Here is a 12271-nt window from a genome sequence, read left to right as displayed (position 1 = left end):
TCAAAGCCCGGCCGTGTTCGCCTGATCCGACGGGGTGTGGCAGTTATTTGGCCGGCGAGCTTTTCGCTTCCCTTTCTGGTTAACCAACTTCACCATGCGGGCCTTGTTTAGGTTCTGAAGTCGGAGCGACCCATGATCAATAACGATGTGATGCGCAGCGTGCGCTACATCCTCAACGTCAACGACGCCAAGATCGCCGAGATCACTCGGCTTACGGGTTGCGAGATTCCCGACAGCGAAGCGGTGGCCTACCTGAAGAAAGAAGACGAGGACGGCTTCAAACCCTGTCCTGATCGGATCATGGCGCACTTCCTCGATGGCCTTGTGATCTACAAGCGCGGCAAGGACGAAAGCCGGCCGACGCCGCCTATCGAGCTGCCGGTGACCAACAACATGGTGCTGAAAAAACTGCGCGTCGCGTTCGAGCTGAAGGAAGACGACATGCATGCGATCCTCCAGTCGGTCGACTTTCCCGTGTCCAAGCCGGAACTCAACGCGCTGTTTCGCAAGGTCGGCCACAGCAACTACCGTGTCTGTGGCGACCAATTGCTGCGCAACTTTCTCAAGGGGCTGGCGCAGCGGGCCAACTGATCGCCTGTCGAGCGCCCATGGAAAAGCCCCGCTTTGATGAGCGGGGCTTCTGGTTACGCTGACGAGCCTTAGCTCTGGATCATCGAAATGACCTTGTCACGCAGCTGCGGGTTGTTCTGTACCGCCTGGTTGATAGCGTTGTATTCCTCGATGCTCAGCTCATTGTTTTGCACCGTTTCCAGCATTTTCTCGTTGGCCTGCTGCTGCAGCTGTTGGGCTTCTGCCGGATCGCCGGTTTTCTCCAGCTTGGCGGTGAAGTCCTGGCGGATCTCCATGATCTGATCGAGAGACTCGGCGAACTTCTCCAATTTCTTGTCGCTGATGTCCGAGGCCTGCATTGCCGGAGCGGTCTGCGGGGCCTGCGGCTGGCTGGCCTGCTGCGCCAACACCTGTGAGCTGCCTGCAGCCATGAACAGGGCTAGAAGGCTGGCAGAAACGACGCGAGATTTGAGCATGGTCATGGGCTTGATCCTGGTTCTGAAAAGACGATCAGGGCGTAGCATCAGACATGCCAGCTCACTTAAAAATCTATAACCTATTGATTAATCGATGGTTTTACCGCTCGTCCCGTTTGCCTCGACGGGCTGAAGGGCGCTCTGTATGGTGCCAAAATGGCACATGTAGCAGTTTGGCAAAGAACTTCAACCTTGCGCGGCGCGCTGCTGTTGAAGGTGGTGATTCCCCTGGTCGCGATCATGCTCGGCTTCAGTTATCTGATGCTGTGGACGGTCGAGCGCAACAGCGAGCGGCGTCTGCAGGAAGAGGTCGAGCTGGTGGCGCGGGCGGTTCGGCTGCCGCTGAGTGACAGTCTGGAGAAGAAACACGAACGCACCTCGCAGCAGGTGCTGGAATCCGTTCTCGGCGTTGGTCGTGTCTACGGCGCCTACCTCTACGACGATCAGGGCGAGCTGGTGGCCTTCGCCGGCGCCATCGAGCCCGACCAGGACCAGACTTCGATTCAGGAGCTCACTGCCGACGGCAAACGCCGCGGCGGCTATCAGCGCATCCGTGGACGCGAGGTGTATTCCTACTTTCTGCCGCTGGAGCAGAGCGGTGGTCGCATCAACGGGCTGCTGCAGGTGACCCGCCGCTGGAACGACTTCGAGCGTGACACCCGCAGGCTGAGGTTCATCGCCGGCATATCGGCGGCGGTGCTGGCGCTGGCGGCCGTCTGCATCGTGCTGCTCGGGCACTGGTCGGCCATTGGCCGCCATCTGCAGCAACTGACCCAGAGCATGGCCCGTGTCGCTGACGGTGATCGGAAGCACCGCGCCCCGCGCAGCGGCCCGCAGGAAATCGCGGTGCTCGGCCGGGCGCTGAATCAGATGCTCGACAGCATCGCCGATTCCGAGCAGCGCATGGCCGAACAGAAAACGCGCGAGGCGGAGCTCGAAGCACGCTTGCGGCGCTCCCAGCAACTCGCCGCCGTGGGGCGGCTGGCGGCAGGCGTCGCCCATGAGCTGGGCAGCCCGCTCAGCGTGATCGATGGCAAAGCGCAACGGGTGCTGCGCAGCGAGACGCTGGAAGATGGCCAGCGCAAAGGGCTGCTGCAGATCCGCAGCCAGGTACAGCGCCTGAGCGAGATTGTCCGCCAGCTTCTCGACTTCGGTCGTGCCGCCGGGCGACCTGTTCGACGCATGCCTGCCGAGGTGCTGGCGCACTCATCGGCTGCCGCGGTGGCGGACGAGCTGGCCGTCCTGAACGTAACCCTGCAGTTGGAGGCAGCGCCCGAGCCGTTGTTCTGCGAGGTCGATCCGCCTCGTTTCGAGCAGGCGCTGACCAATCTGCTGCGCAATGCCGCTCAGGCCAGCCCCGGCGGACAGGTATTGCTGCGCTGGTGGCGGGAAGAGGGCTGTCTGTTGTTCCAGGTCGAGGATGACGGTCCTGGCGTCGCCGAGCAGCACCGTGCGGCGTTGTTCGAGCCATTCTTCACCACCAAGCCGGTGGGTCAGGGCAGCGGGCTCGGCCTGGCTGTGGCGCACGGCGTGGTTGCTGAGTGCGGCGGGCGGATCGAACTGGTCGAGAGCTCGCTCGGTGGCGCGGCATTTCGTATTTCGTTGGCGCTGGCCGGTGAGGAGGATGGCAATGCAAATGGATGACAGCACACCGCAGCGGGTGCTGGTGGTGGAAGACGACGACGGCCTGCGTCAGCTGCTGGTCGAGGAGCTGGAGGATCGTGAACTCAGCGTGAGAGCCGTGCCCAGCGCCGAGGAGGCGGTGCCGTTGCTGGAAGGCTGGGAGCCGGATCTGGTGCTCAGCGATCTGCGCCTGCCAGGTGCCGATGGCATGGCGCTGCTGCGACGGGTCAAGTCGATGCAGGCGGCGCCCGCCTTTCTGGTGATCACCGCCTTCGGCAGCATTCAGCAGGCGGTGGCGGCGCTCAAAGAAGGCGCTGATGAATTCCTGACCAAACCGCTGGACCTCGACCACCTCGGCCTCGCCGTATCGCGCGCCTTGGAAACACGCCATCTACGCGATGAGGTGCGGCGCTTTCAGCAGTTGCTCAGCGACGACCGTTTCCACGGCATGCTCGGGCGCAGCCGGGTGATGCGCGGGCTGTTCGATCAGATCCGCCAATTGGCCCGTGCCGCCGGGCCGGTCCTGGTGATCGGCGAAAGTGGCACCGGTAAAGAGCTGGTGGCGCGCGCCGTGCACGCCGAAAGTGAAAGGGCCGGGCGCCCGTTCCTCGCGATCAACTGCGCCGGGCTGCCGGCCGAACTGCTGGAAAGCGAGTTTTTTGGTCATGCCGCAGGTGCTTTCACCGGAGCCAGCCGCGCCCACAAGGGGCTGTTCCAGCAGGCCGATGGCGGCACTCTGTTTCTCGACGAGATTGGCGAGATGCCGCTGCCGCTGCAGGCCAAGCTGCTGCGTGTGCTACAGGAGGGCACCATCCGGCCGGTGGGTGGCGAGCGCGAATTGAACGTGGATGTGCGCATCATCGCTGCCAGCAACCGGCCGCTAGAAACCGCCGCCGGCCGGGAGTCCTTTCGCGAGGACCTGTTCTTTCGCCTGGAAACCTTCATCCTGCAGGTGCCGCCGCTTCGCGATCGCGAGGAAGACCGCGAACTGCTCGCCGCCGGCTTCGTCGCGCATTTCGCCGCACGTGACGGTCGCCCGGTGCGGGGCCTGTCCCCCGCGGCGCTGGAGCAGCTCAGGCGCTATCCCTTTCCCGGCAACGTACGCGAGCTGCAGAACGCCATGGAGCGGGCGGTGACCTTCTGCCATGGCCGCAGTATCGAACTGGAGCACCTGCCGGCACGCATCGGCAATTTTCAGGACAACCCGCCAGAGCGCCAGGCTGACGAACTGCTCGGCTTGATGATCGACGGCCCCCTCTTGCCGACCCTCGACGAGCTGGAATTGCGCTACATCCAGCACGTGCTGGAGCGGGTCGAGGGCAACAAGCGCCGCGCTGCGGCCTTGCTCGGCATCGGCCGGCGCACCCTCTACCGCCGCCTGGGCGAAAAGGAGCAGGACGACAATGGCTGATGCAGCCGTGCCGGGACCTTTGGAACGCAACAATGCGCCGGCTGAGAGCAGTCGCCCGCAAGCGCTCGAAACGAGTCGCTCGCGGCGAGGCACTGATTAGCTGGGCTGCACCGCCGTGAGCGGCGGCAACCGTTCCAGACGCAACTCGGTCTCCGACCGAGTACGCACCGCTACCCATTCCGCCAGCGCCGCTACCGTACGCGGCGGCGAGATCAGATAGCCTTGGAACAGGTCGCAGCCGGCCTGCAGCAGCGCGGATTGTTTTTCCAGGCTGTCGACACCCTCGGCATTGACCCGTTTGCCCTGGGCCTGACAAAACGCGACGATCGCCGTGAGGCTTTGCTGCATCTCCGGGCGGGTCAGTCGCTCGATGATCGCCATGTCCAGCTTGATGGTATCGGCCGGGTATTCGAGCAATTGCTGGATCGAGGTGTAGCCGACCCCGAAATCGTCGATGGCGACACGGAATCCCGCCATCCGAATCGCACTCACCGCCGCCATCGTGTTGCTGCTGAGTTCAGCGGCGAAGGTTTCGGTGAGCTCGATTTCGATGAGGCTGGTGCAGATATCATGGTGCGCGGCGCGTTCAGTCAGGTAGCTGCACAGGCGGTCATCGTCCAGTTGCGCCGACGACACATTGATCGCCAGGATGACGCCCTCGCCGAACAGGCTGACCAGTTGCGGGTAACCGGCCAACGCGTGGTCGATCACCCAGCTGTCGATCTTCGGAAACAGGCCTGCACGCTCGGCGATGGGAATGAATTCGCCCGGTGAGACCGTGCCCAGTAGCGGCGAGTGCCAGCGCAGCAAGGCCTCGCAGCTGACCACCGCGCCTTCACGGTCCACTGCCGGCATGTACACCAGACGGAATTGGTCGTCGCCGTTGAGGGTGCGCAACTGTTCCTCGATCAGGCGGATGCGCTGATCGCGCTGCTCCAGCTCTGCCGAGAACGCCACGGCAAAGTTCTTGCCCATGGCCTTGGCCTGATACATCGCGCTGTCGGCGCGCGTCAGCAGCTGGGTGACCGAGGCGGCATCGTCGGGGTAGCGGGCGGTGCCGATGCTGACGCTGATCTGATAGAGGCGGTCGTCCACCCGGAAGCCGCCGCGGCACAAGCCAAGCAAGGCGTCAGTGAGTTCGGTCAGGCTGTCGTTGGCGGCCGGGGACGACAGCAGGACGGCGAACTCGTCACCGGAGAGCCGGGCGAAGGCCGTTTCGGTCTCCGGACGGGATTCGCAATGCCGTTCAAGCGCGCGCTGTGCACGCAGGGCAAAGATCCGCAGCAGCGCATCACCGGCATCATGGCCGTGTTGATCGTTGACCTGTTTGAAGTTGTCCAGGTCGAGAAACAGCAGAGCCAGATGCTGTCCGCCTTGCTCGCACTTCGCATGCATGGCCGCAGCCAAGATGCCGAAGTGGGCGCGGTTGCTGATGTGGGTCAGGCTGTCGGTCCAGGAGATTTCCTGGATGCGCTGCAGTGCTTCTGTGTTGCGCTCGTGGAGCGTCTTCATGTTCAGCGTCAGACGGCCGATTTCACCGCCGTCGGTGGGTTCGTCGAGCGCCGTCCGCTTGCACAGCAGCAGGTCGGTGAGCTGTTTGTCCAGATGGCTGATGGGGTCGGTGACGTAGCGGCGGATCAGCAGCAGCAACAACCCGCTGGTGATCAGGCAGATCAGCGAGCCGCCGATGAGAAAGGCGAGGCTGAGCCTGCGCAGGCGCTCGGCGAGGTAGTGCGGCGGAGGCGTCAGGCGTGCGTGCACTGATGCCGACAGCTCGACGTCCGCCGATAGGCGTGACGTCTCGGCATCCAGCGCCGGGGCGATCTCGACCGCGGCATCGTAGTCGGCCTCGAGCTGGTTCTTCAGGGCAATGAACCGCTCCGGCCGCACGGCCAGTTGCAGGGTAAACGCTTCCTCGCGCTGGCTGGGCAAGGGGCGGGTGGCCGAGGCCGGCAGGATGAAGTCTGTGGCCAGCAGCAGCGGTCCGCCTTCAGCGTTCTCTACATAGACCATTTCGTCGGTGTCGGCGGCCTGCTTGGCCTCCCTCACGATTCGCTGCTGGGTGGCATTCATCCTGGCGAACGGCGACAGGCTGCTTTCGAAGTAATAGGCGACGTCGCCGTCCGGCTCGACGATGGCAAAGGAGACGAACGATAGCCGCGCACTGGACAGTGAGCGGATGCTCTGCTGAATGCGCAGGCCGAGGGTTTCGTTGCGGTAGGCGATGTCCGATTCCCGCAGGAATGCCAGCAGCGCTTCGCTATCGGTGATCGAGTAAAGCGCGCTGCGATTGAACGCCTGGTAATCCAGATAAGCCGATTTCAGGGCCGACAGACGTTGCGCCAGGCGTGCCTGTTCGAGACCCAGCAGCGATGCGCGCTGGGTCATGTAGGCCATCGTGGCGGCCAGCAGCTGGACGATCAGGATGACCGGAAAGATCACCAGCAGTGCGCGCTTACCGAGCGTCATGAGCGTTGATCAGAGCACTGATGATGCGTCGCCGTGTCTGCGTCGCTTCCAGCGGCCGCGTTTCGTACACCTGGCTGTTCTGCAGCACCGCTTCGGGCGGATAGATGGTCGGGTCCTGGCGTATCGCCTCAGGCAGCAGCGCCCAGGCGGCGGCGTTGGTGGTGGCGACGCCGAGCTCAGCGCTGTTCAGCGCCGCAACTTTCGGGTTGTTGAGGTAATTCAGGAAGCGATAGGCCAATGCCTTCTGCGCGCCCTTGGCCGGAACGGACAGGCAATCCACCCATAGCAGTGTGCCTTCCTTGGGCACCATGTACTGCCAGGGTTCGCCGTCGATGCCTTCCACTGCGTTAAGCACTTGCTGGTCACCGCTATAGGCCAGCGCCATGTCGGCCTTGTCGAGGTAGCGCTGGCTGCGCAACGAGGTAATCACGTATTCGTAGGTCAACACCGCAGGCGATTGTGCCTGCAGCAACCTGAAGGCTGCCTTCAGTTCGTCAGTGTCTGAGGTGTTGATGGAGCGTTGTTGATAGAGCAGCGGACCGGCGAGGATGTCTTCGTGGTCCTCCATCATGATGATGTGCGGCTCGTTGCGGTTGGCCGGCTCGAGCAGGTCCGCCCAGGATTGTGGCGTCTCAGGCAGGCGGTCAGCCCGATAGGCGATGCCCAGTGTGCCCCAGAGGTAGGGAATAGCATGCGCGCCGCAGCTGTCGCGCCAACGCTTTGGACTGTGCTTGAGATTGGGCAGCGCTTGCTCATCGACCCGATCAAGCAGCCCGCGTTGGCCGAACCGCGAGGCGCTGATCCGCTCGGTCAGGGCGATGTCGATCAAATGGTCGGGTTTGGCCAGGACTTCGTCGCGTTTGTCACCGCTGTCGAAGTACACCTGTTCGATCTTCACGCCGGTTTCGGCTTCCCAGCGTTCGATTACCGCTTCGCTGAGATATTCCTCCCAATTGAGCAAGTTCAGGGTCTGGGCCGCTTGCGGGGCGGTCGACGGAAACAGCACGCAGGCCAGGGCCAGCGGGACGGCCGGGGTTCGGAATAGTGGTTTCAGGTTGTTCATCAGGCTGTCCATCCGCTGCGGCATGTCCATATCGAACCGTCGCGGTAACCCCTATTGTTGCGGGTCGCCTCGACTGGGTTTCGTGCTTTGCGGTGCGCCGGGGCGGGCGCACTCAGGCGCGACCGCCCAGTCATATTATCGACAGGCGGTGATGGCACTTTAATGGCGTCAGGCGAATGACGGCAACAAGTTTGTCATGTTGCCGCAGCCGTTCCGATCAGCGGGCGGTGATCGGCTGTTTAGTGGGCATGACCCGGGGGCGTGGCGAACTCTGCAGCCAGGGTGCCAGCAGCCTCGTGGATAGCGGGATGAACAGGTAAGTCATCAGCGGCGTCAGCGCCAGGGTGCTGAGCAGTATCCGCATCACCAGGCTCAGCTCGGCGAGCACGCCGCCAAACATCAGGTTGAACAGCAGCGAGACCGGGAAGAATGCCAGCCAAATCGCAATGCTCTGCTTCCAGCGCGGCGGCGGCGGGCTGTCGGCGCCGCCAAACCAGGCGTCGATGCCACGCGCGCGCTGCTCGTGCGGCTGGCCGAAGAGTTCACTGCCACGCTGCAGCCAGGCCCGACGAGAAGCCGAATGCTCCCACGAGTCGAGGGTTTGCTCGTCGGCGAAGCGAAAGACGATCTGAAACTCATCGTCGCCAGGCGGGGGCGCCAATACGCCGGAGCCAAGGTAGCCGGGAAAGTCCGCGGCCAGTTGTTCGCCCTCATGCAGCCAGGCGAGGAGGTCGTGGTAGCGGCCATCGCGCACGCGGCGGGCCACCATCAGGGTGACGGGTTCGGTAGACATCGTGTATCTCCAGCATCAGGCCGGCCACCCGGGTAGGGCATTCGGCAAACGCAGCGCCGGGATGGTGGGCTGCGCCTTGGGGGATGCGAATTCTATTCCGTTTGCAGAGAAGCTCCAGCATTACTTCGCGCTGCAGGCTAACCGTTGAGCGGGGCAACGAGCAGAGGTATGAAAAAGGCGCCATTCAATCCGCCGCAGCGCAGCGCGGTGCCAATGACTTGCGCCAGGATGGGGCATTGCCTGTGTTGGGTGCGCAGAGAATGAGCGTGTCCGGTCTCGTCGAGGCGCTCAATCAAGCCGCGCTGCACCTGTTGGACGGCGCACAGGCCAGAGACGGTTCGGCTGATCGGCTTGACGAAGGCGCGCGCCGCCTGGTGCAGAACACCGCGCGGTTCCGGCTCTGCTGAACCCTTGCACTCAGCGAAACGCGAACCCTCGCCGCCGGTTCAGGTCCGTTGAAGAACTAGCCTGAGCCGTCGGAGCATGCCTATGCAACGCCTCACCCTGCTGTCGCTTGGCAGCATCAACGCCGATTTTCAGGTACGGGTCGATGAACCTGCCGGCAGTCGGGAAACCCAGCTGGCCCATGACCTGTGTCGCCTGTCTGGCGGCAAGGCCAGCAATACGGCTTTTATCGGCGCTCGTTTCGGTCATCGCAGCCTGTTGCTTGGCCGCGTCGGCGACGATGAGCTGGCCGAACAAGCGCTTGCCCCGCTGCGCCAGGCCGGCGTCGAGGTCTGTCACGTCGGGCGCGCCGCCGGCCAGTCCACTGGCGTGTCGATGATCATGGTGCCGCCGGATGCGAAGAAGAATATCGTCCTGGCGACGAATGCCAACGATTGTTGGGACGAGGCTGCCATCGACGCCATGATTGCCGTGATCGACGGCTGTGAAACGCCCGCCTGCTTGGTGCTCGACTATGAAGTGCCGGCGCGAGTGGTAAACAAGGCGCTGGAAGCGGCCGCTCGAAAGGACATTCCGGCGGTGCTCGATCCATCCTTCCCTGACCGGGTCGACGAGGGGCTGTTGCCCAAGCTGCATGCAATCACACCAAACGTCTCGGAAGCCGAGGGGCTGGTCGGCCACTCGCTCGACTCTATGGACAAACTCGCCGATGCCGCTCGCCAGCTGCAACGCGACGGGCCGGGGATCGTGTGTATCAAGCTGGGCGATGGCGGTTGCGCGTTGGCGACAACTGGGCTGACCCTGCACATCCCGCCGAGTGAAGTGGAGCCGGTCGATACCACCGGTGCGGGTGATGCTTTTACCGGCGTGTTCGGCGTGGCCTTGCTCGAAGGCCTTGAGCCGCGCGAGGCCGCTGCGTGGGGCGTGGCCGCCGCGAATCTGGCCGTCACCGGTTACGGCTCGCAGCCTGCGTATCCTGATCGGCAGCAGGTGGTCGAACTGGCGCGGACGCTGCTCGACAAGGCGAGGGTCCTTGATGGCTGAATCGAACACGGCGTCCCAGATCGTTTTCGAACATTACGACCGCGATGACGAGCGTCGTCGCGAAGCCTTGCTGGCCTTGGGCAACGGCGTCTTGTCATGGCGGGCCAGTGCCCCTGAAGCATCGCTAAGGCTCCATGCGGATGACAGCAAGCACTACGCCGGCTTCTACCGCGCTGGCTGGTATGACCAGGCGCCGCACGAGGTCAATGGCGATACGGTGCACATGGCAGCCTTGGTCAACGTGCCGGATCCGTTCGGTCTCAGCTTTGCGCTGGGGGATGGCGACTGGTTCAGCCTCGATGGGGTCGATTTGCAGCGCTATCGGCAAGCGCTGAATCTGGACGATGGCGCGCTCGAGCGGCAACTCAGCTTCGAGCTGGCGGGGCATCGGGTGGAGCTGCTGGAGCGTCGTCTGGTTAGCATGGCGACACCCAATCTCGCCGTGTTGCGCTGGGAGCTGCAGTTGCCGCCAGGTCTCGAGGTGCGCCTGCGCTCAGTGCTCGACGGTGGCGTAGTTAACGCCGGGGTGGAGCGCAACCGCGCCTATGAAGGGCGCCGTCTGCAGCACCTGGCGTTCGACCATGACGACAACGGCACCACCACCCTCAGCGCCCGATTGCATGATCATCGCCAGCGCCTGGCGATGGCGATGCAGCTCCGGACGCCTGGGCGACAGCTCCAATGGCGTAGCACCACCTACGAACAGCGACTGATTCAGGACGCCCGCTGCGCGGTGCCGGACGACGGTCGGTTGATCATGGAAAAGCGGGTGGTGGTGCTGATCGACGAGGAGTGCCCGGTTACCGATAAGGATGCCCGTAGCGAGGCATGGCGACAGTTGCCTGGCGGCGAGTATGAGCAGCTGGAACAGGCGAGCGCCGAGGCCTGGAGAACCCTGTGGCAGGGACACGCACTCGCCTCGGACGATCCAGAGCTTCAGCGAACCTTGCACTTTCATGCTTTTCACCTGCTGCAAACAGTTTCGCCACACAGTGTCGGCCGCGACCTTGGCTTTCCGCCGAGAGGCTGGATGGAAGGCTATTACGGTCAGGTGTTCTGGGATGAGCTGTTCGCTTTTCCGGTGCTCGCGACCCATTGGCCGGAGCTGGCCAGAAGCCTGCTGGATTACCGCTATGCTCGGCTCAAAAAGGCGCGCGAACGGGCGCACCGAGCCGGTTTGCGTGGCGCCATGTTTCCCTGGCGCAGCGCCCAATCCGGCGAGGAGGAGACGCCGCCCTGGCAGTGCAACCCGATGTCGGGGCGCTGGATGGCCGACCACACACGTCTGCAGCGGCACATCGGGTCCGCCGTGGCCTACGATGCCTGGCAACTCTACCTGGCAACCGCTGACGAGGCGCTGTTGGCCGGCCCCGTTGGCGAGCTGATCATCGAAGTGGCGCGGTTCTGGGCCAGCATTGCGCAGTTCGATGCGTCGCGACAGCGCTACCTGATTTGCGGCGTGATCGGCCCCGACGAGTATCACAACGGCTACCCGGACGCGGCTGAGCCCGGCCTGAACAACAACACCTACACCAATCTGATGGCCGCCTGGACGCTGGACCGTGCGCGGCAGGTGCTGGCCTTGCTCAGCGAGGCGGATGCGGATGCTCTGCGGGAGCGTCTGGTGATGGAGCCGGACGAGCCTGAGCATTGGCAGACGGTTGCCGAGGGCCTCTACCTGCCGTTTGTCGATGACCAGCTGCTCAGTCAGTTCGAGGGATTCGACCGGCTGGAACCACCGCCGCAGGAATGGTTGCACGGCGATCGTCCGCGGCTGGACTGGATGCTCGAAGCGCGACATGACAGCTGCGACCGTTACCAGCTGACCAAGCAGGCCGATGTGCTGATGGCCTACTACCTGGTGCCTCAACAGACCCTGCAGGGGATTCTCCAGCGTCTTGGTTATCCCCATGACGCCGCCAGCGCGCGGCGCACCCTGGCCTACCACTTGGCGCGCATCACCCATGAGTCGAGTCTGTCCAAAGTGGTGTGTGCCGGTGCGCTCGCCGACATCGACCTCGAGGCGTCCTGGGCTTACTACCAGCAGGCACTGGCCACCGACCTGGGTTCGCCAGGCAATCGCGGCACCCAAGAGGGCGTGCACCTCGGCGCCATGAGCGGCTCGCTGGACGTGTTGCAGCGTCACTACCTGGGCGTTCGGCTGGAACTCGATGGGCTGCACCTGTTCCCGTCGCCGCCGGCTTCGCTGCCGCCGGTCTCGCTGTCCCTGCTGTTTCGGCAGGCGCGCCTGCATCTGCAACTGGCCAATGGCGCGCTGGTGGTACGGGCCGATTCCGCCAACGTCGCCCCGGTGCCGTTGCACTACGCTGAAGGAAAGCGCGAGCTCGCGCCGGGCGAATCGCTTGAAATCCGTTGCCAGTCGCCGAGCTGAGCGGTTGGCAACGCATTGAAACAAG

At 63.8% G+C, this 12271-nt stretch carries 10 protein-coding genes; 6 read left to right on the top strand and 4 right to left on the bottom strand.

What is annotated here, in order from left to right; genetic code table 11:
* Positions 1 to 132 precede the first annotated feature (132 nt).
* A complete protein-coding gene (locus CXK96_RS18085) occupies positions 133 to 591 on the top strand; it encodes a DUF1456 family protein (protein ID WP_102837819.1) in 459 nt (152 codons plus the stop codon).
* A gap of 68 nt (positions 592 to 659) precedes the next feature.
* Here CXK96_RS18085 and CXK96_RS18080 read toward each other — a convergent pair whose 3' ends face one another.
* The gene (locus CXK96_RS18080; RefSeq protein ID WP_102837818.1) at positions 660 to 1052 is read right to left on the bottom strand and encodes a DUF4168 domain-containing protein; all 393 of its coding nucleotides are present in this window, start codon (positions 1050 to 1052) and stop codon (positions 660 to 662) included.
* Between the two features lie 150 nt (positions 1053 to 1202).
* Here CXK96_RS18080 and CXK96_RS18075 point away from each other — a divergent pair, with 150 nt between their 5' ends.
* Together CXK96_RS18075 and CXK96_RS18070 are read left to right on the top strand one after the other, a co-directional pair.
* Positions 1203 to 2690 (top strand): ATP-binding protein, encoded by a 1488-nt coding sequence (locus CXK96_RS18075; RefSeq protein WP_102837817.1) that lies wholly within the window; start codon positions 1203 to 1205, stop codon positions 2688 to 2690.
* Positions 2683 to 4080, top strand: coding sequence for a sigma-54-dependent transcriptional regulator (locus tag CXK96_RS18070; RefSeq protein ID WP_102837840.1), 1398 nt, complete (start codon positions 2683 to 2685; stop codon positions 4078 to 4080). The genes CXK96_RS18075 and CXK96_RS18070 overlap by 8 nt, the downstream gene beginning before the upstream one ends.
* Before the next feature lie 96 nt (positions 4081 to 4176).
* On the opposite strand, the gene CXK96_RS18065 is transcribed toward CXK96_RS18070, so the two are convergent.
* From CXK96_RS18065 to CXK96_RS18055, 3 genes are all read right to left on the bottom strand, one after another.
* Entirely contained in the window at positions 4177 to 6549 is a 2373-nt protein-coding gene (locus CXK96_RS18065; RefSeq protein WP_102837816.1) for a putative bifunctional diguanylate cyclase/phosphodiesterase, read from the bottom strand.
* Complete coding sequence (locus CXK96_RS18060) at positions 6536 to 7615, bottom strand: ABC transporter substrate-binding protein (protein ID WP_423835195.1); 1080 nt, start codon at positions 7613 to 7615, stop codon at positions 6536 to 6538. Before CXK96_RS18060 ends, CXK96_RS18065 begins: the two co-directional genes overlap by 14 nt.
* A 214-nt stretch (positions 7616 to 7829) precedes the next feature.
* The gene (locus CXK96_RS18055) at positions 7830 to 8405 is read right to left on the bottom strand and encodes an antibiotic biosynthesis monooxygenase (protein ID WP_102837815.1); all 576 of its coding nucleotides are present in this window, start codon (positions 8403 to 8405) and stop codon (positions 7830 to 7832) included.
* A 260-nt stretch (positions 8406 to 8665) separates the two neighbouring features.
* On the opposite strand from CXK96_RS18055, the gene CXK96_RS20775 reads away from it, so the two are divergent.
* The 3 genes from CXK96_RS20775 (at position 8666) to CXK96_RS18045 (ending at position 12246) form a co-directional block, all read left to right on the top strand.
* Positions 8666 to 8812 carry a hypothetical protein gene (locus CXK96_RS20775; protein WP_180981556.1) on the top strand — a complete coding sequence of 49 codons (147 nt, stop codon included), beginning with the start codon at positions 8666 to 8668 and terminating at the stop codon, positions 8810 to 8812.
* An 82-nt stretch (positions 8813 to 8894) separates the two neighbouring features.
* Positions 8895 to 9854 (top strand): PfkB family carbohydrate kinase, encoded by a 960-nt coding sequence (locus CXK96_RS18050; RefSeq protein WP_102837814.1) that lies wholly within the window; start codon positions 8895 to 8897, stop codon positions 9852 to 9854.
* The gene (locus tag CXK96_RS18045) at positions 9847 to 12246 is read left to right on the top strand and encodes a glycoside hydrolase family 65 protein (RefSeq protein ID WP_102837813.1); all 2400 of its coding nucleotides are present in this window, start codon (positions 9847 to 9849) and stop codon (positions 12244 to 12246) included. Before CXK96_RS18050 ends, CXK96_RS18045 begins: the two co-directional genes overlap by 8 nt.
* The last annotated feature ends 25 nt before the right edge of the window (positions 12247 to 12271 follow it).

The sequence above is a fragment of the Stutzerimonas stutzeri genome, assembly GCF_002890895.1.
Taxonomy (GTDB): Bacteria; Pseudomonadota; Gammaproteobacteria; order Pseudomonadales; family Pseudomonadaceae; genus Stutzerimonas; species Stutzerimonas stutzeri_AB.
Note: the sequence above shows the minus strand (reverse complement) of the source record. Positions and strands in the feature narration are given on the sequence as shown.